An 18,494-nucleotide genomic window follows, 5' to 3' on the forward strand; every position below is an offset into this window, starting at 1 on the left:
ATCCTTCGAATCAACTGCTACCATTAGAAAGCGGTGTCGAGGCCGGGCTCTGTGGCTTGCAAAGTCGGCTTCACCTGCCAGGGATAGATCCACTCATTTCAAGCCTGCCTGACCCCATGGGGGGTGCAATGCACAATCCATTACTTTACGCGTTGTCGGCCGTACTGTTTTTGAGCGGATCTTCGTGCCTGGCACTGGGTTCGGATGGGACCGCCGCCGCACCAGCCCCGGTTCCGGCGCCCGCCGCCGCCCCCGCACCGGCACCGGCACCGGCAAGCGCGGCCACTACAGCGCTCGCCGCCCCGGTGACCAAGGATCCGGTATTTACCCAGGAACAGCTGGATCAGATGCTGGCGCCCATTGCGCTTTACCCGGACCCACTGTTTGCACAGGTACTGATGGCCACCACTTACCCCGGGGAAGTTGGCGAGGCAGTCAGCTGGTCCAAAGCTCACCCGGACGCCAAGGGTGACGATGCGGTCAAACAGGTGGCGAACCAGCCCTGGGATCCGAGCGTGCAGGCACTGGTCGCCTTCCCGCAGGTTCTGGCATTGCTGGGACAGGATCCCGTCTGGGTCCAACGCCTGGGTGATGCCTTCCTGGCGCAGCCCGACGATCTCATGGAAAGCGCGCAACGCTTGCGTCGCCAGGCACAGGCAGCCGGCAATCTGCAGAGCAACCAATACCAGAACGTGACGATCCAGAATGTCGCGGCGCCAGCACCGGCGACCACGACTGCGGCACCGGCTCCAGCCCCTGAAGCGGCCCCGGCCAGCAACTCCACCATCATCATTCAGCCTGCCGATCCGCAAGTGGTGTACGTCCCCACGTATAACCCGACGACCACCTACGGCACCTGGCCCTACCCGGCGTCGCCGCCCGCGTACTATCCACCGCCACCGGCCTATTACCCTGGTCAGGCCCTCATGGCCGGACTCGCGTTTGGTGCCGGTGTGGCGATCATTGGATCGTTGTGGGGTGAATGTGACTGGGGCAATAACGACGTCGACATCGACGTCAATCGCTACAACAACATCAATGCCAACAACCGGATCACCAACAACAAATGGCAGCACAACCCGGTGCACCGCAATGGCGTGCCCTATCGAGACAATGCGAGCCGCGCACAGTACGGCCGCCAACTGAACGGCGCCAGTCAGCGTGAAGCCTATCGCGGGGACAATGCCCAACGCACCCAGGCCCGTGAAAATGCCCGCACCTCAATGGACAGGCACGGTATCGAACGACCTGCCACCAGCAACCGCGAAGCCCGTGATCAAACGCGCAAACTCCAGTCCGGAACTTCGGGCGACAATCGGTTACAGGCCGGTGCAGACAGGCCGAAGGCGGCTGACAGAGGCCAGGGTACCGCCAGAAACACCCGGGAAAATCAGCAGCCCAGGAGAGAGACCCAGCAGGCCAGGAACCAGAGTTCCCAGTTGGATCAGCGCAGAGAAGGCTCCGCGCAGACGCGGCAAGCGACGAATAAACGGCCCACCGCCAGTGCCGGCAGTGCCCGCAACAATGCGTTCGCCGGCGCACGTTCACCGTCCCAGGCCAACGTCCAGGCCAATCGTGGGCGGGCCAGCCAGGCATCCGCCCAACGCCCCAGCGCCTCGCGTTCAGCCGGTCACCAGGTCAGTCGGCCGTCCAATCCACCAGCGCGTCAAAGGGGGGGCCGTCGTTGAAAAACCATCCTCGATTGAAGGGACTCACGGGCTTGCTCCCTCATGTCCTGGCGATAGCCGCCGGCTTGTTGTGGTCGTGCATGGCGACGGCACAGCAGGCCTTTCCAACCCCGGAAAAGGCAGCACAAGCCTTTGTCGAAGCACTGGGCACCGAACACTCCGACCAGGCACGCCTGACCGAGCTGCTGGGCAGCGACTGGCACAGCTACATCCCCCGCGAAGGCGTACAGCGCGAAGATGTGGATGCGTTCTTGCAGCAGTACCGCGAGCAACACCACATTGAAAACACCAGCGACCGCAAGGCCATCCTGGCGGTTGGCAGCAAGAACTGGACACTGCCCATCCCCATGACCAAAGCCGCGGACGGTTGGCGCTTCGACATGAAGGCCGGCAGTGCCGAGATCCGTGCACGTCAAATCGGCCGCAATGAACTTGCCGCGGTGCAATCGGTGCTGGCCTACCACGACGCCCAGATGGACTATGCGTCAGTGGATCGAGACGATGACGGCGCACTCGAGTATGCGCAGAAAATCTTCAGCACCCCCGGCAAGCACGACGGACTCTATTGGGCCGAAGACGACAGCGACCAGATCAGCCCGTTGGGGCCTTCGTTCGGCAAAGCCATTGCCGACGAAGAGTGGCATGGTTACCGCTTCCGCATCCTTCATGGCCAGGGTCCTTCGGCACCGGGCGGTGCCTACAGCTACCTCATCGGTGACAAGATGAGCCGGGGCTTTGCGCTGATCGCCTGGCCGGTGAAATACAACGACACCGGCGTGATGAGTTTCATGATCAGTCATGAAGGACAGGTGTTCGAGAAAGACCTGGGCCCCGGTGGTGAAAAACTGGCGCTGGCAATGAAGCGCTTTGATCCGGATGACAGCTGGAAAGAGGTGGCTGAAGATCAGGAGTAGCAGGCGTGACCTGCTACAAGCCTGCGGAACGGTTGAAAGCAGTTATCTGATCGACAGGACGAATCGGTCTTCGCCCCCCTTGTTGTCGTGACAGGAGGGTTGCTCAAGCTTGAATCCGCACCGATCCAGTACTTTTCTGGAGCCGGCGTTTTCCCTGAAGGCATACGCAACCAGTTGCGCAAGTCCCCAGCGCATCCGTGCCTCCTGGATCAGGTGCCTCAGCGCCAGTGTTGCCAGCCCCTGGCCGCATGCGCGCTGACCGATCCGATAGCCCACCTGCGCGGAACCCGTCAATGAGTCGATGCTTTTCAGATTGGCTCGACCGACGATTCTCTGGCTGGAATCCTCGATGACAAAGGGGTGCCAGGCGCCGATGGCGAAATCGGATAAATAACTTTCGATATGATCGGCGACCCCTTGCAACGAGTAAAAGGAAGGGTCGCGCGCATCGATATGGGATTCGAACCATTCACGGTTCTGGATTTCGAAAGCCAGCAACGCTTGAGCGTCAGTCATTTTCAGCTCGCGTACGCTAAATGATTCCATTCACTACCTCTCCTGTGCCTTGTGCCGAAAAGGCTCGAGTCTATCTCATACCTGAACAACCTGGCCGGGCCGAGGCCTCCCCTTCTCGAGCCCGAGCGGCTTGCACAATACATATGGAAAATCGTATATTCGAATAACCATATGTATCGAGCCACGCCAATGCTCAATCCTGCCGCCGTATTCAAATGTCTGGCTGACGAAACCCGCGCCCGGGCCACTTTGCTCATCACTCGTGAAGGCGAGTTATGCGTGTGTGAGCTGGTCTGCGCCCTGGACGACAGTCAGCCTAAAATTTCCCGCCATCTCGCCCAGCTTCGCGGCTGCGGCCTGCTTCTCGACCGCCGCCAGGGGCAGTGGGTGTATTACCGGCTCAACCCCGATCTGCCCGCGTGGGTTCGCGACGTTCTCGAAACAACGTTGCTGGCAAACGCCGACTGGCTTGCGGGCAACAGCACTCGCCTTGCCGCGATGGGCGACCGTCCGCTCAACACTTCCGCCTGCTGCTGACCCTTCACTCATCGAGACTGTGCATGTTTACTGCGTTTAGCATTTTCCTGCTCACCATGGTGCTGGTCATCTGGCAACCCAAGGGCCTGGGCGTCGGCTGGAGCGCCTCCCTGGGAGCCATCCTGGCACTGCTTGCCGGCGTCGTGACGCTGGACGATATTCCACTGGTGTGGGGCATTGTCTGGAACGCCACCGCGACCTTCATCTCGCTCATCATCATCAGTCTGCTGCTCGATGAGGCCGGGTTTTTCCAGTGGGCGGCGTTGCATGTAGCGCGCTGGGCAAAGGGGGACGGACGGCGCCTGTTCGTATTCACGATACTGCTGGGGGCCGGCGTATCCGCTCTGTTTGCCAATGACGGTGCAGCCCTGATCCTGACCCCCATCGTTGTTTCAATTCTGTTCGCACTGCGTTTTTCGCCAGCGTCTACCCTGGCGTTCGTCATGGCGGCCGGTTTCATTGCCGACACGGCGAGCCTGCCCCTGGTGGTGTCCAACCTGGTCAACATCGTTTCGGCCGACTATTTCGACCTGGGCTTCAGCGAGTACGCCGCCATCATGGTGCCGGTCAACTTCGTTGCCGTGGCGACCACGCTCGTGGTGCTGTACCGGTTTTTCCGGCGTGACATCCCCAGGCACTACTCTCTCGATGACGTGATGGATCCGCGACGCGCCGTGCGTGATCCCCTGACCTTCCGCGTCGGCTGGCTTGTCCTGGCTCTATTGCTGATCGGGCTGTTTGCGCTGGAACCCTTGGGTATTCCAGTCAGTGCAATCGCAGCAGTCTGTGCCGCGATGCTGTTCGCTGTGGCAGCGCGTGGGCATGTGATTTCCACCCGACGGGTGCTGCGTGAGGCGCCTTGGCAGGTCGTGATCTTTTCGCTGGGCATGTACCTGGTGGTGTACGGGCTGAAAAACGCCGGACTGACCACCTACATGACCATGGCCCTGAACCGCATGGCCGAATTCGGCATCTGGGGCGCCGCATTGGGCACTGGCCTGCTCACGGCCTTGCTGTCATCGGGCATGAACAACATGCCCACGGTGCTGGTGGGCGCCCTGTCGATTCAGGCCAGCGACGCCACCGGTGTGGTGCGTGAAGCCATGATCTACGCCAATGTCATCGGTTCCGACCTGGGCCCAAAAATCACCCCCATCGGCAGCCTGGCCACCCTGCTCTGGCTGCATGTACTGGAGCGCAAGGGCATCCGCATTACCTGGGGTTACTACTTCAAGGTCGGCGTGGTCCTGACGCTGCCGATTCTATTCATCACCTTGTCTGCCCTGGCCCTGCGCCTGAGCGTTTAGCCCCTGTGCGACTGCAAAGAGGAGTCACCATGCGCGTTCTGTTTATGTGTACCGCCAATAGCTGTCGCAGCATCCTGTCCGAAGCCATGTTCAACCATCTCGCCCCGCAAGGTTTTGAGGCGATCAGTGCCGGCAGCTTCCCCAAGGGCCAGGTGCTGCCCCGCAGCCTGAGCACGTTGCAAGAAGCCGGCATCGCCATCGACGGCTTGAGCAGCAAAGGCAATGAGGCTTTCGAAGCCAACCCGCCGGACATCGTCATCACGGTCTGCGACAAGGCCGCCGGTGAGGCGTGCCCCGTGTACTTCGGGCCGGCACTGAAAGCTCATTGGGGCCTGGAAGACCCATCGGACATCAAGGGCGATGAAGCGACAGTATCGGCGGCGTTCCACTCAACCCTGGCGCGCATCGAAACGCGCTGCCGGGCATTGCTCGACCTGCCTTTTGCACAACTTGACCGCGATGCGCTGAAGCGAGAACTCGACCGTATCGGCACGCTTTGACCGGAGCTCCCATGACCCATCCCCTGCCCCATCTCGACACGTCACTGACCCAGCCCATCGCCCATGGACGCGACGACCAGCACAAGCCGCGCATCCTGTTGCTATACGGTTCGACTCGTGCGCGGTCGTTCAGTCGCCTGCTGGTCGAGGAAGCGGCCCGGTTGCTCGAACACTTCGGCGCCGAGACACGGATCTTCAATCCATCTGGCCTGCCGCTACCGGACGACGCGCCCTCCGATCACCCGAAAGTCCAGGAACTGCTCGAACTGATGCAATGGTCCGAAGGACAGGTCTGGTGCTCGCCAGAGCGCCACGGTTCCATGTCTGCGGTGTTCAAGGCACAAATCGACTGGGTGCCGTTGGCGTTGGGCGCCGTTCGCCCGACCCAGGGAAAAACCCTCGCGGTCATGCAAGTCTGCGGCGGTTCCCAGTCCTTCAATGTGGTGAATCAGCTTCGTGTGCTGGGGCGCTGGATGCGCATGTTCACCATCCCCAATCAATCCTCCGTGCCAAAGGCTTTTCTGGAGTTTGACGACGCCAATCGCATGAAACCCTCGTCGCTGTACGACAGGGTGGTGGACGTCATGGAGGAACTGGTGAAATTTACCCTGCTGCTACGGGATCGCCCCGATCTGGTTGACCGTTACTCGGAACGCAAAGAGTCTGCAGAGGAACTGACTCAGCGCGTGAATCAGCGGTCGATCTGACTGTAGAAATGTTCCCCCAGGCTCGATAGCCGAAAAAAAGTCGCAAACCCCACGACGTTTCAGGGCTTGCGACTCTTTGCCGATACGTCCCTCAAGCTCCCGGGACGTTTTCTTCGGTATGCCTGCCGTGTTCATTGTCGAACGTGCAGGTTCAGTTCTCTACCTCAACCGCGTCGAAATCCGGTTCGTCCGGAGCATCCGGGGCGTCCGCCATATCCTCTCTGGCGTCCTTCGCCACGGCTTTTGCGGCCTCTCTGGCTGCCTTCGCCTCGGCTTTGGCTGCGTCCCTCGCGGCATCCGCGGTAGCCCGGGCAGCATCCCTCGCGGCATCTGCTTCGGCCTTGGCGGCGTCCCTGGCTGCATCCGCGGTGGCCCGGGCAGCGTCTCTGGCGGCATCTGCTTCGGCGCCAGCTACGCCAGCAGCTTTTGCGGCATCCCGGGCGGCATCTGCTTCAGCCCTGGCGGCGTCCCGGGCTGCATCTGCAGTCGCTTTTGCCGCATCACGGGCTGCATCCGCAGTCGCTCTGGCTGCGTCCCGGGCTGCATTGGCATCAGCCCTGGCCGCGTCCCTGGCTGCATCGGCGGCATCGTTGTCAGCATCGTTGTCAGCATCATGATCAGCGTCGTCAGCGTCGTTGTCATGAGCATTGCCCGGGCCTTTGTTCCCGGCTACACCACCATGGTCAGCATCGCCGCGCCCCGGGCCTCCATGACCGTCGCCGTCATGGCCTGCAGCACCATGATCACCACCCTTTCCTCCATCGCCGCCGTCACCGTGACCGCCACCGCCGTCACCACCGTGACCACCGCCTCCGGAGCCACCGCCACCGCCGCCGCCATCCTTGGCATACACGCTGGAGAAACTACCGATGTAATCGGGCACCAGGACAGTCGATGCCGACAGGACTCCGCCGATGGCCATAGCCAACAAACATTTCTTGAGCAGCATGATGCACCTCCGCATGGAGTTGCGTACTCATCTCCGTATCGAACGCAATGTCCAGTGAGTTCCCGGCCGCCCATTGGAGCAGCCGCCCAACCGGCACGGCCATAAATCTGCAGCATTAACGAGCCACTGCGGTATCCGCACGATCCCTCAGAGCCAGTTGGCATCGTTGCGTGGGAAACAATCCCACATTTTTTTTGGATAAGTGCTTTCAGCCCGAGTTCAAAAAAACAGAATCGGGACTGACACATGGAACGAGTGGTTTTTTCAATGGAATAAACCGGGAGCAGACTTACGCGTCCAGAGAACCGGAGTATTTCAAAGACCCCGTCATGGCACAGGCTTCCCTGCCCGTGCTGGCATTGGACGACTGCTCGTCGATCTGCTTGGCGAGGAAGCTATCGGAGAGCCGCTTGGCCTCCAGGGTTTCGATGTGTTGCATCGACCGGTTGAATCCACAGTCGATTGCAGCCTTTGGCCAACGACAGCTTCACACCTTCGTCACACTCACCAAGCACAATGCGATCAGCCAAAGGGATTTGGCCCAACTACAGAGAGCCCGACCATTGCCGGGCTTTTTTCTGCACTTTCACAAGTTTTTCACCACTCGCAATATAGGGTGCACACAGCTCCTTCGTGATTTTTTAGCCCGCGCTCCCCACGCGGGCTTTTCTTTGCCTGCGATTCGATTACCCAGCACCTTCCACGGTGCGGGCATAGGCAACTGTCGCGATCTCTATCAAGGTCTTGCGCTCTTTCGGATCAATAATTCCTTTCTTCCGAAAATTGTCAGCAAGCCGAAGCAGTTCGTCGTACTGCTGCTGCGCATCCATCTGATCTTCGGGGTTCATCAGTAACTCATGCCAAGCGTAAAACGCCCGTGCCTTCACGTCATCGTACATGACCCTTCTCCCAGGTGTTTTTCGGTAGAAGTCGGAACACTTGAGGGAATTCACCGCATTCGACGTACGGCATCAGGCTTTGCGTTTCTGACTCATACGTCCCATACCGGACGGGTGATTCAGAGTGCAGGGTGGTTCAATTCAACCCGCTCTGATGTTGCCCGGCGAATTGTCTGTGGAACCAGTCCGAGAGCATGGCCTTCTCGGAGTAGAGCCTGTCACTTCTGTTGGCACGCCCCGGACGCTGGAGGTAGAGCTGATCCATGACCCTGGCGTCGGCCTGGCTCACGATCTGGCCGTTTTGTTTGAGCACGTAATGTAGATCGATGCTCGGCCAGGTGATGTCGCGCATGAAGCGCACCTCATAGGCATTAGGCCTCCAAGGTTCATAGCGACCGGCCAGGTCGATGTTGCGTATTTCAATTTGCAGGTGCTGGCCGGGGGGCAGGTACCGCTCGCCAAGCTTCCGGATGTAGCTACGCAGCTCTTTCATGACATAAGGATCGGCACCACGTTCATAGCCCGGACTATCAAGGCTGGCATCGCTGAATTTTTCGGGGTTCTTGAAGACGACTTCGACCGAAGTCGCTGCGGTGGCAAGTGGCACCATCAATAGCGCCAGCAGTGCGATCGAGGTGTAAACGGTAATGGAGCGCATGGCTCACCTCCAAGTGCAGCGCTTTTCAATGCATGCTGCACCGTTTTTAGTTTACGCCTGAGGTGCATGTCAGGGCACAGACATGATCTATCGCGGAGACTGTTAATTGACATCACATCAGCAACTCATGCCAGGCGGAAAACGCCAGTGCCTTCGCGTCCTCGTACATACCCCTTCTCCCAAGTGTTTTACGGTTGAAGTCGGAACACTTGAGGGAATTCACCGCATTAGACGTACGGTATGAAGCACAACCGTGCCGGGCTTTTTGTATCTGCCCCGTCACACCTTCGTCACATCCACAAAGCAAAATGCAAACAGCCAAAGGGATTTGGCCCCTCTACAGAGAGCCCGGCCTGATGCCGGGATTTTTCGTTTTCCAGCCCTCCCGGCGCTTCTCATGGATGGCCTTGATATCCCCTCGTAATACGTCGATGAGCTTGTTGATCATCTGGTCGCCATTGAGCGGGGCAATCGAAATGCCTAGTCCGCAGCACTTTGACGTCGCTTGCGGAACTCGGCGACCTTATGCCGGTTTCCGCATATCGCCATGCTGCACCAGCGCCGTTTGTGCGACTTGGTGCGGTCATAAAACATCAATTGATCGAGCAAAAGCCCGTCACCCGCCGCCACTTCCGTCGCCGAACCGCCAGTATCGGGCCGAGCCGACGCAAGCCAATCGCCAGGTGATCAACGATGCCATCCTGCACCTGGAAGGCACACGTTGGCAGTATGTGGCAGACGTGAGCAACCCCGAACTCATTGCACCCGAGGGTTATTATCTGGACGCGTTTTTGTTGGAGCGGCCTGGTAACAAGGACATCCAGCTCGATCTGTTTTATGACTATCAGAACAACCTGCAACTGTACCCGGCGTTCCAGCAATTCTTCCGAGATACCCAAGTGCCAACGCTGGCGATCTGGGGCAAGGGCGATCCGTTTTTCATTCCGCCAGGTGCCGAGGCCTACAAGCGTGACAACCCGAATGCGGTGGTCGAGTTACTGGATACTGGCCACTTCGCGCTGGAGACCCACGCCGAGCATATTGCTCAGCGAATTGGTGAAGTAGTGGGCAGCCATATCAACTGAGATTTGCACTGTCGACGCGCTGCTTTGTTCGTGCCGACAGTGTCTGTACCCCACGTCTGGTTAGACGACGGGCGCTGCAGTCAGTTTTTTAAACTCACTGATGGGTAACCAGGCAGGCTGCACCGACCGCTGTCGCCCGGCGTAACTGCGACATGACGTTCCCCGCCGTAATTACCGCTGTAGGCGACATTGGGCAGCCGCTCGCGGCCAGCGCCTCTGCGACCCAGGTATTGCAGGTATAAAACAGCGAATAGCTACCCTCGGCCTGGTAGAACCGGCTCTCTCCATACAGGCCAGGCCCGAGCACCGCCAAGGTGCCCGTCGCTGAGTGGGTGAAGGTCCCGGCCACGAACACGAGCAGTCGCCGGTAGCCGTCCTCCGTCACCCGCACCTCGATGACCTCGCTTGCGGCGAAACGCCGCCTGGGGTCCCCGTCAATCTTGACCGCATGCAGCACGGTTGCCGTCGACCCGGACAAGGCTCGCAGGGCGAGGCTCAAGGTGGCCTGTGGGGCTCGGTAAAAGTCCTCGTCACCCCAGCCGAACTCAACGAAGTCGCCGTCGCCGAACTCTTCGGCCAGTGCGGGAAGCACCTGAAGTAGATCGGGGCGCGCAATTGCCAACCCGGTATGCAGGCCATGATTCACTACATAGAAGGACCGCCAATCGCCACCCTCGCCCCTCGGCGGGTCCGACGCGGTAGCGCAGCCGAACAGCGTCAGGATCAGGACCAGCACTACAATGCGCATGCACAAGGGTTTGGAGGCTCGCTAACGAACGTGGAAAACCACGGCAGGGGTGGGTGCTGTATACAAGCATAGAAGCTGGCTCGCACCATCAAGCAGGCATCCATGGGCAATCGCGGCAGGCAGAAATCGGCCATAAGCAGTCAGTGGACAGGCTAGGTGTAACCTGATTGCTGCGTTGCGCCATCGTTGTCGACCAACCGGATTGGGGGCAGTTGCACCATTTTACTTGTGCATAGGTAATTGCCTGAGAAGTCGCAATTCAATCCCGAGCAATCTTGTCATTTGCCAAGGCTTAGGGCAGGGTCGATACCACTGACATCTCTGCCAAAGGAGTCACCCCATGTCAAAGCTATATCCCGGTATCGATCCTGAGGGGCTGGTCGAGTACTCAGTGGTCTACACCGACCGCTCGCTGAACCACATGTCGCAGTCATTTCAAGCCGTGATGAAGAACATTTCCAGGACCCTGAAACAGGTCTACAACGCCCAGGCTGTTGCGGTGGTCCCGGGCAGCGGCACATTCGGCATGGAAGCGGTGGCGCGACAGTTTGCCACCGACCAGCAATGTCTGGTGATACGCAACGGCTGGTTCAGTTATCGCTGGAGCCAGATCCTTGAGATGGGCAACATCCCGGCGGCCACCACGGTGCTGAAAGCCCGACCGGTCGACACTGGTCGCCAGGCTGCCTACGCCCCACCCCCTCTGGATGAAGTGCTGGCAGCCATTCAGGCTTCGAGGCCGCAGATTGTCTTCGCCCCCCACGTTGAAACCTCATCAGGGATTATCCTGCCCGACGAGTACCTGCGGGCCGTCGGCGACGCCGTGCATGCGGTGGGTGGCCTGTTCGTGCTGGACTGCATCGCCTCAGGCACGCTTTGGGTTGATATGCAGAAATGCGCAGTCGACCTGCTGATCAGCGCACCGCAGAAAGGCTGGAGCGCCTCCCCTTGCTGCGCCCTGGTGATGCTCAGTTCTTTGGCCCTCGAGCGCATCGAACAGACGCATAGCAGCAGCTTCGCCTGCGACCTGAAAAAGTGGCTTCAGATCATGCAGGCCTACGAACAGGGCGGACATGCCTACCATGCGACCATGCCCAGCGATTCCCTCGCGCGATTTAACGAAGTGATGAAAGAGACGCAAGCCTACGGTTTCGACAAGGTCCGCGGCGAACAACAGGCTCTGGGTGATCGGGTGCGCGCAATGTTGACCGGCAAAGGCATCAAAAGCGTGGCCGCAGCCGGCTTTCAGGCCCCTGGCGTAGTAGTGAGCTACACCGATGATGCCGACATCAAGAGCGGCAAGAAATTTTCCGACCACGGCCTACAGATCGCCGCCGGAGTGCCGTTGCAATGCGACGAGCCGGCCGACTTCCAGACCTTCCGCATCGGTCTGTTCGGACTCGAAAAGCTGCACAATATCGAGCGCACGGTCAGCACCCTCGAGCAGGCACTGGACGAGGTGATGGTTAACTAAGCCCTCATCTCTTTCACGGGGCGTATGATTGGCGGCTGTATGACTTGGATCGACCCAAAGCAGACTGTGGCGACAGGCAGAAATCGGCCATAAGCAGTCAGTCGCAAATGTCCACGAAACCATGTGCGATTCACTCTGGGGCACACAGGCATTCAGCTTCCCTCCGCCCTCGGTTCCCGACTGGGAGCGCGGCGCCTACAAAGTTGCCATTGTCATTTTTCGTCCATCTTTGTTGACGATTGTGGCCGGCGCTCAGTGCTCTCTTCGGCGTTGGGCGCTTCTGGAAAACTCCCTGGCGTGAACACATGGGTCTGCAGGTCGCTGGCATCGACTTCGGCGACACCATGAACCGAACGGGCCAGACCAATGGCCTGTTCACACTGTCTATGAGTGTTGACGCGGCCGCTTAACCCCACTATGCCCGCATGGGTTTTGACATTGATATGCAGGCTAAGGGTCGGATCGGAAAATGCCAGGGCCGACTTCACCTTGGCGGTAATCCATGCATCGTGAACGGCCATTTCCAGACCATGAGAGTAATGCTGGAAGGAGTGAATTTTCATGGCTGAACCCTCTCTCGCGTAATCAGACGTACTGTCCATCCCATTTGCTGTGCCGCCCTCTGCCTCTCAGGTGAACGCTATGGATACCTGATTCGTTTTGGAGCGCTCGCCACGCAAACATAGACAGAAATTAATTATAGTACGGCCGTTGCCTGCGGTCAGAGCGCTGTCCCCGTGAACGTCCGCCTTGGTCGCTCTGTGCCAGGCGCAACACCTACAGAGCACGCCAAACAGTCCTTATTGCGATCAGCCCTGATCAACCCATAGCTGCCGATCTCGACCGACAGAATCGGTCGAGCGCGGAACCTGATTGCTTTCGTAGGGCGTATTACGCGCCAGCGTTATCCGCCGTGGAGGGGCCGGCGTATTACCTATTCCGGGTTATGCGCCCTACGGTACTAGCGATGGTTGCGATAGCGTTCGGTCAAGGACTGCACGAGGGTGACGTAGGATTGCGTCTCGGCGTAGGGAGGCACCCCGTTGTACTCGACCACGGACGCTTCGCCGGCGTTGTAACCTGCCAACGCCAGTACCTGGTTGCCGTTGAAGCGCTTGAGCAGCCAGGCCAGGTAGCGCACGCCGCCACGAATGTTCTGTCGTGCGTCGAACGGATCGTCCACGGCGAAACGCTCGGCGGTGGCGGGCATCAACTGCATCAGCCCCTGGGCGCCGGCTTCGGAAATGGCGTTGGGGCGAAACGCCGATTCGGCATGTATCACTGCGCGGACCAGCGCCCTGTCGACACCATAATGACCCGAAGCGGCTTCGATCTCTCGCCGATAGGACTGGGTGTCCAGGCGCAGTGAGGTGACCTTGAAATCCTTCGGCGCCATGCACAGATAGCAGCCCTTGATGTAATAGAGCTCAAGGACATCGACCCGTGCGGAGATCCCGACGGGGCGCCGGCTCACATATTGACGAATACCCTTGTGGATGAAGGTGTACACCCGAATCCGCACCGCGCCTGAGTCGTCGTCCCGCACAACCCGTGGCAGGGCCATTGCCTTGGCGCCTCTACCTGCGCCCGCCATGCCATTCAGGCGAGTGCAGCGGGCGCTGGCGATGGCTTGGCTGGTGTAGCTGATGGTTCCGTCCCTGGCTTGGCACTTGAACATGGCGCTGGCGCACAGTGGAGCGACCAGCACGGCCAGCTCGATACAGCCAAGAAGGCTCTTGCGAGCCCATCGCCATGCTCTGGAACTCATCACATCGCTCCGCGCCGCAGGCGCCGATCAGGCCTGGGGCGCCTGGCCCGGGCGCTGCCTTTGGAGGGCCTATTCCGGGTGACCCGCCTTTTGTTCTGATAGTTATACCCTTTGTAACCGGCCTTGGAACTTGCGTTGACGTACGGGCTGCCGGCGCTCCCAGGCGAGGCGCAGGCGTGATGTGTTCCCAGGTTCCCTTGAACCCCGCCGCCGCCACGAACGAATCCCCCGGCCCGAAGGTCTTCGCCACGCCGTCCGCATCAGTCAGGCGCACGGTGCGCACTCGCAACTCGGCTGCTTCCTGCAAAGACCCAGCGGTTCATCGAGTTCATACGCGACCATCTCAACAGTGCTTAATGCCTGACGACTGGATAGGGGGCATCCCGACGCAAACGAATGCCTCCTTCTGGCCGATTGCTGCCTGTCGTAAAGGGTAGCTATCGACCCTATGCGAATATCAATCACGTTTTCAATGCCCGAAGTAAACGAATGTCACAGCTGCTGAATTACCCCACGCACCCCGGACCGTAGTCCAAGCTACGAGTGGATTTGGCAGTGCGAGTCTCCCCCTCCTGAGTCACTCACTCTGTGCGGTAGAACATTGTGAAAGTTCACGCCGGGAAGCCTTATGTGTTTCATGATATTTCATCAAGTCACCGGGGGATGACAGCTTTTCAACCCCTCCTGCCCTGGAACTCCGGAGCTAGCCATGTGGCAGCTGTGGAGGGTTGGCGAATGCTCCAGGGCTCATCAAAACTCGGCTGCATTCGCGATAAACGGTGAGGTCAAAGTGGCGTACTTGTGACCCTTTGGCTTGTCTAATTAGCCCCGATCTGCTGTAACGCAGTACACGCTTACCATCTCCATCAACGGAGGGTAGAACCATGGCTACTATCCCTGGCACCCCAGGTGATGACTTTCTGCTCGGCACTGAGGAAGACGACCAAATAACCGGCCTGGCCGGCAACGACACCGTGTTCGCCCTTGGCGGCAACGACACTCTCGACGGCGGTGACGGCAACGATGACCTCTTCGGCGACCTCGGCAACGACACACTTCTCGCAGGCAACGACAACGACACTCTCAACGGCGGGTTAGGCGCCGATATCCTCACCGGCGGTGCCGGCATCGACAGCTACTTCTGGACCGTGGAAACCGGTAACGAGTCCAGCTCCCTGAGCCAGGACCGCGTCACCGACTTCGAAGGTGCGGGTGTGGTCGGCGGCGACATCCTGCGGCTCTCCAGCTTCCCCAACCGCCTGGTCTTCCAGGGCGCCCACAACGGCGTACCCACTGTGGGAACCAGCCTCGGTTTCGGCAATAACGGCTTCACCGAAGTCTTCTTCGCCCTCGGCGCCGCCAGCACCCTGCTGTTCGCCGACTCCAACGACAACGGCATCTTCGACGCCACTGACTTCGCTGTGCAGCTGGACGGCATCCACAACCTGGTCAGGAGCGACTTCGGCACCACCGCCTTCGTCCTGCGCGGCACTGAAGGCGGCGATGTGATCGATGGCACCAACGATCCCGACACCATCTTCGGGTTGGGCGGCGGCGATGTAATCAACGGCAATGGCGGCAACGACATCATCAATGGCGGCGACGGCAACGACACCCTGAACGGTGACGCGGGCATCGACCGGATCTCCGGCGGCAACGGCAATGACATTATCAATGGTGGCGCCGACCGCGACCTTCTGACCGGCAATGATGGCAACGACATCATCAACGGTGGCGCCGGCAACGACACCACCATGTCCGGCGGCGCTGGCAACGACGTCGTCAATGGCGGCGAAGGCAACGACACCCTCGACGGCGACGACGGCAATGACGTCCTCAACGGCGGCGTGGGCGACGACGACTTCTTCGGCGGCGACGGCAATGACCAGATCTTCGGCGAAGACGGCAACGACGAACTGTTCGCCGGCCCCGGCAGCGACATGCTCAATGGCGGCGCCGGCAACGACCTGATCATGGGTGAAGGTGGCCAGGACAGTCTCACCGGTGGCGCCGGCGACGACGAGTTCGAGTTCTTCACCGGCTTCAACCCCAGCTCGCCCTTCGCCACCTTCGACACCCTGGTCGACTTCCAGGGCGCTGGCGTAGTGGGCGGCGACACCCTGGAACTCAACAATGAGTTCTTCTTCCGCGGCCAGTTCAACGTCAATCCGCAACTGGGCGCCGTACTGGTGGGCGGTGGCAACGGCGTGACCGACCTGTTCTACAGCCTGCGCCCGGGCAATACCTGGCTGATCGCCGACGAAAACGACGACGGTGTGCTCGACAGCCTCGACTTCACCCTGCGCCTGCAGGGCACGCACAACCTGACGGCGGGCGACTTCGGTCGTAACACGATCCTCATCACCGCCGGCACCGAGGGTAATGACGTGCTCACCGGCACCAATGGCGACGATCGCATCTTCGGCCTGGGCGGTAATGACCAGATCTTCGGTCTGGAAGGAGCCGACTTCCTCGACGGCGGCAGCGGTGACGACGTCATCGATAGCGGCCCGGGCTTCGACGAGCTGCTCGGCGGTGCCGGCAACGACACCCTGATCGTCCAGGAATTCGCCAATGCCAGTGGCGGTGATGGCGACGACCAGTTGTTCGGGGGCGACGACCCCTTCGGCTTCCAGTCCAACCTCGACGGTGACGCCGGCAACGACACCTTGACCGCGGGCGCCAGCGGCGCCGTCATGGAAGGCGGCGTAGGCGCCGACGTATTGGTGAGCAGCAGCGTCGACGACTTCATGGTCGGTGACGTCTTCTTCGAGCCGAGCCTCGGTGCGGACAAGTTCCAGTTCGGTGCGGTGTGGGGAGCGGACACCATCTTCGACTTCGAGGACGGCACTGACCTGATCGACCTGAGCACCAGCGGTTTCACCTTCGCGAGTCTCACCGTTGGAGAACAGTTCGGCGAGGCCGTCATAACCGTCACTGGTCAGCCGAATGTGGGAAGCATCACCTTGACTGGCGTCCCACAGGCCGCCATCACCGAGGCGGACTTCGCCTTTACCTGAGTGATCGGCGCATGCTCACGCCGAGTGATGGCGTGAGCATGCCGAGTCGCTCGCGTCTGGGCCTGGGGCCTGGCTGGAGTGCTTTGTGGTAGCAGTGAAACCAGAAGGGGAACCAAGGCGTGCTATCCCATCGCTGGATGCTGAAACGTCAACGTTGCTTTTGCGATCAACTGGCCCGCTCCAAAGCGGAAAACAGACTGACGAATTCCAATGAAAGCTTATGGCGTGGCGCCAGGTGGATCATGGGCACCGACGTTTCATGGGACTCCCGCATTTTGACCGTGCTGCTCAAATAATCCGGTAACACCGGCAAGCCTTCGGCCAGCAACTCGTCGATCAGCATTTGGTGCACGCTGGCACGCGCCACAAACTGGTTGACCACCACACCTTCCACGATCAACGACTCATTATGGTCAGCCTGCAACTCGGCCACTTGCGCGATGACGCTGTAGAGCGCCTGACGAGAAAAGCTGTCGCAATCGAAAGGAATCAGCACGCGGTCGGCGGCGATCAGTGCGCTGAACGTATAGAAATTCAGGGAAGGCGGCGTATCGATATAAATACGTTCGTAATCTTCGGAAAGCTCTACCAACAAGCGACGCAGCTTGTTGATCTTGAATTTTGACTCAAGCTTTGACTGCAGATCAGCAAGCTCGTGGCTGGCCGTGACCAGGTGCAGATTGTCGTAGCGAGTATCAGTGATGGCCACCCGGTTCTTTTTGCTGGCCGGGCCGCTGGATAAGGTTTGCTTGAAGAAATCGGCAATCCCCATGGGGATATCATCGCCGGTCAGTCCTGTCAGGTATTGGGTCGAGTTAGCCTGCGGATCGAGATCCACCAGCAGCGTCCTGTAGCCTTCGGCAGCACTGACAGCCGCGAGATTGCAGGCGATGCTTGATTTGCCAACGCCTCCTTTTTGATTGAACACAACTCGACGCATGAGGGAGGTAACCTGAAAAAGTTCTCCCTCGATCATAGGATTGAAATATTTCAGCAATATTTCTAAGCGACAATTTTGTTTCATTTTTAAGACAGTGGCTGCCATGCGTTGACTGCGTCATCCGACATGCAGTTAACCAGAGGCGTGTCTGTACTTATGGCATTACAAGGAGGTCGACAATGCAATGCTCGCCGGATGAAATACGCCACCAGATCCTGGACGCCGAACCCGTGTTGAAAACACTCGATATCGAGATGGAAGGGATTGAGTTTGATCCGCTGGTGCCTTCAAGCGTCACTGCTGCCTACGCCAAGGTGGATCGGGTGATTGAGCATCTGTTGGCCCGGTTCAAAGCAAACCCCATCCTTGGCCCGTTAACGACAGAGCTGAAGTCCCAGTATTTTGATGGTATTCGAGCGAAGGTAGCGCATGCCAGGAATGGCAAGTAGCTGGGATCTTCGTCGGCAGCGACCGTTTATTTTTCTCTTCGACTGGCCGGTGTTGTTTCCCAAGGGGCACAACACCGGCCATTTGGCGCCTGTCTTACTACATGCTGCGCCCCGAAGTGATTGCGCCTGCTACCAATCTGGCGCTCACCGCCAACGCCAACGCCAACAAAGACGCGAACGCGCTGGTTTCGGCCGAGGTGCAAGACAACCCGAACATCTACCCCTCTGCGCAGGTGATAGCCACGCTGTTCACCCTGCAACCGCAGTCCCATGCGGTCGATCGTGTCCGCACGCGCTCCTGGAGCAATATCAAGAACGGCTACTGAGCCGACATC

20 protein-coding genes are annotated in these 18,494 nt (G+C 59.5%); 11 read left to right on the plus strand and 9 right to left on the minus strand.

Annotation, left to right across the window (positions count from 1 at the left end; translation table 11 throughout):
* Nucleotides 1-128 precede the first annotated feature (128 nt).
* Entirely contained in the window at nucleotides 129-1,688 is a 1,560-nt protein-coding gene (locus tag AC3IT9_RS17095; protein ID WP_489270456.1) for a DUF3300 domain-containing protein, read from the plus strand.
* An 80-nt stretch (nucleotides 1,689-1,768) separates the two neighbouring features.
* Nucleotides 1,769-2,602 (plus strand): DUF2950 domain-containing protein, encoded by an 834-nt coding sequence (locus AC3IT9_RS17100; protein ID WP_151214424.1) that lies wholly within the window; start codon nucleotides 1,769-1,771, stop codon nucleotides 2,600-2,602.
* 42 nt (nucleotides 2,603-2,644) lie between these two features.
* Here the strand turns inward: AC3IT9_RS17100 and AC3IT9_RS17105 are convergent, their stop codons facing one another.
* Nucleotides 2,645-3,148, minus strand: a complete 504-nt coding sequence (locus AC3IT9_RS17105; RefSeq protein ID WP_489270457.1) for a GNAT family N-acetyltransferase — start codon at nucleotides 3,146-3,148, stop codon at nucleotides 2,645-2,647.
* Nucleotides 3,149-3,307: 159 nt separating this feature from the next.
* Here AC3IT9_RS17105 and AC3IT9_RS17110 point away from each other — a divergent pair, with 159 nt between their 5' ends.
* The 4 genes from AC3IT9_RS17110 to arsH are packed head-to-tail and all read left to right on the plus strand — an operon-like array spanning nucleotide 3,308 to nucleotide 6,169.
* Nucleotides 3,308-3,655, plus strand: a complete 348-nt coding sequence (locus AC3IT9_RS17110) for a metalloregulator ArsR/SmtB family transcription factor (RefSeq protein ID WP_150725526.1) — start codon at nucleotides 3,308-3,310, stop codon at nucleotides 3,653-3,655.
* Nucleotides 3,656-3,678: 23 nt separating this feature from the next.
* Nucleotides 3,679-4,962, plus strand: a complete 1,284-nt coding sequence (locus AC3IT9_RS17115) for an arsenic transporter (RefSeq protein WP_489270458.1) — start codon at nucleotides 3,679-3,681, stop codon at nucleotides 4,960-4,962.
* A gap of 29 nt (nucleotides 4,963-4,991) precedes the next feature.
* On the plus strand, nucleotides 4,992-5,462 hold the full coding sequence (locus AC3IT9_RS17120; protein WP_150756654.1) for an arsenate reductase ArsC: 471 nt from the start codon (nucleotides 4,992-4,994) through the stop codon (nucleotides 5,460-5,462).
* 11 nt (nucleotides 5,463-5,473) lie between these two features.
* Nucleotides 5,474-6,169 carry an arsenical resistance protein ArsH gene (gene arsH / locus AC3IT9_RS17125; protein ID WP_150725523.1) on the plus strand — a complete coding sequence of 232 codons (696 nt, stop codon included), beginning with the start codon at nucleotides 5,474-5,476 and terminating at the stop codon, nucleotides 6,167-6,169.
* 151 nt (nucleotides 6,170-6,320) lie between these two features.
* Here arsH and AC3IT9_RS17130 read toward each other — a convergent pair whose 3' ends face one another.
* From AC3IT9_RS17130 to AC3IT9_RS17145, 4 genes are all read right to left on the minus strand, one after another.
* Entirely contained in the window at nucleotides 6,321-7,091 is a 771-nt protein-coding gene (locus AC3IT9_RS17130) for a hypothetical protein (RefSeq protein WP_489273527.1), read from the minus strand.
* 316 nt (nucleotides 7,092-7,407) lie between these two features.
* A complete protein-coding gene (locus AC3IT9_RS17135; RefSeq protein WP_489270459.1) occupies nucleotides 7,408-7,557 on the minus strand; it encodes a hypothetical protein in 150 nt (49 codons plus the stop codon).
* 247 nt (nucleotides 7,558-7,804) lie between these two features.
* Nucleotides 7,805-8,017, minus strand: coding sequence for a hypothetical protein (locus AC3IT9_RS17140; RefSeq protein ID WP_150725521.1), 213 nt, complete (start codon nucleotides 8,015-8,017; stop codon nucleotides 7,805-7,807).
* A 136-nt stretch (nucleotides 8,018-8,153) separates the two neighbouring features.
* Nucleotides 8,154-8,675, minus strand: a complete 522-nt coding sequence (locus AC3IT9_RS17145; protein ID WP_489270460.1) for a DUF3016 domain-containing protein — start codon at nucleotides 8,673-8,675, stop codon at nucleotides 8,154-8,156.
* A gap of 308 nt (nucleotides 8,676-8,983) precedes the next feature.
* On the opposite strand from AC3IT9_RS17145, the gene AC3IT9_RS17150 reads away from it, so the two are divergent.
* Nucleotides 8,984-9,760 (plus strand): alpha/beta fold hydrolase, encoded by a 777-nt coding sequence (locus tag AC3IT9_RS17150; protein ID WP_489270461.1) that lies wholly within the window; start codon nucleotides 8,984-8,986, stop codon nucleotides 9,758-9,760.
* 94 nt (nucleotides 9,761-9,854) lie between these two features.
* On the opposite strand, the gene AC3IT9_RS17155 is transcribed toward AC3IT9_RS17150, so the two are convergent.
* Nucleotides 9,855-10,508 carry a DUF2459 domain-containing protein gene (locus tag AC3IT9_RS17155; RefSeq protein ID WP_489270462.1) on the minus strand — a complete coding sequence of 218 codons (654 nt, stop codon included), beginning with the start codon at nucleotides 10,506-10,508 and terminating at the stop codon, nucleotides 9,855-9,857.
* Between the two features lie 340 nt (nucleotides 10,509-10,848).
* Between AC3IT9_RS17155 and AC3IT9_RS17160 the strand changes: the two genes are divergently transcribed.
* Nucleotides 10,849-11,982, plus strand: a complete 1,134-nt coding sequence (locus AC3IT9_RS17160) for an aminotransferase class V-fold PLP-dependent enzyme (RefSeq protein WP_489270464.1) — start codon at nucleotides 10,849-10,851, stop codon at nucleotides 11,980-11,982.
* Between the two features lie 212 nt (nucleotides 11,983-12,194).
* Here AC3IT9_RS17160 and AC3IT9_RS17165 read toward each other — a convergent pair whose 3' ends face one another.
* Both AC3IT9_RS17165 and AC3IT9_RS17170 read right to left on the minus strand, forming a co-directional pair.
* Nucleotides 12,195-12,545 carry a BON domain-containing protein gene (locus AC3IT9_RS17165; protein ID WP_489270465.1) on the minus strand — a complete coding sequence of 117 codons (351 nt, stop codon included), beginning with the start codon at nucleotides 12,543-12,545 and terminating at the stop codon, nucleotides 12,195-12,197.
* Nucleotides 12,546-12,943: 398 nt separating this feature from the next.
* Nucleotides 12,944-13,750, minus strand: coding sequence for a lytic transglycosylase domain-containing protein (locus tag AC3IT9_RS17170; RefSeq protein ID WP_489270466.1), 807 nt, complete (start codon nucleotides 13,748-13,750; stop codon nucleotides 12,944-12,946).
* Nucleotides 13,751-14,634: 884 nt separating this feature from the next.
* Here AC3IT9_RS17170 and AC3IT9_RS17175 point away from each other — a divergent pair.
* Complete coding sequence (locus AC3IT9_RS17175; protein ID WP_489270467.1) at nucleotides 14,635-16,770, plus strand: calcium-binding protein; 2,136 nt, start codon at nucleotides 14,635-14,637, stop codon at nucleotides 16,768-16,770.
* A gap of 166 nt (nucleotides 16,771-16,936) precedes the next feature.
* On the opposite strand, the gene AC3IT9_RS17180 is transcribed toward AC3IT9_RS17175, so the two are convergent.
* Nucleotides 16,937-17,710, minus strand: coding sequence for a ParA family protein (locus AC3IT9_RS17180; RefSeq protein WP_423504269.1), 774 nt, complete (start codon nucleotides 17,708-17,710; stop codon nucleotides 16,937-16,939).
* 179 nt (nucleotides 17,711-17,889) lie between these two features.
* Between AC3IT9_RS17180 and AC3IT9_RS17185 the strand changes: the two genes are divergently transcribed.
* A complete protein-coding gene (locus AC3IT9_RS17185; protein WP_150725514.1) occupies nucleotides 17,890-18,159 on the plus strand; it encodes a hypothetical protein in 270 nt (89 codons plus the stop codon).
* 101 nt (nucleotides 18,160-18,260) lie between these two features.
* Nucleotides 18,261-18,485, plus strand: coding sequence for a hypothetical protein (locus AC3IT9_RS17190; RefSeq protein ID WP_489270468.1), 225 nt, complete (start codon nucleotides 18,261-18,263; stop codon nucleotides 18,483-18,485).
* Nucleotides 18,486-18,494: the final 9 nt, after the last annotated feature.

Source organism: Pseudomonas sp. KH_046_1 (assembly GCF_057839025.1).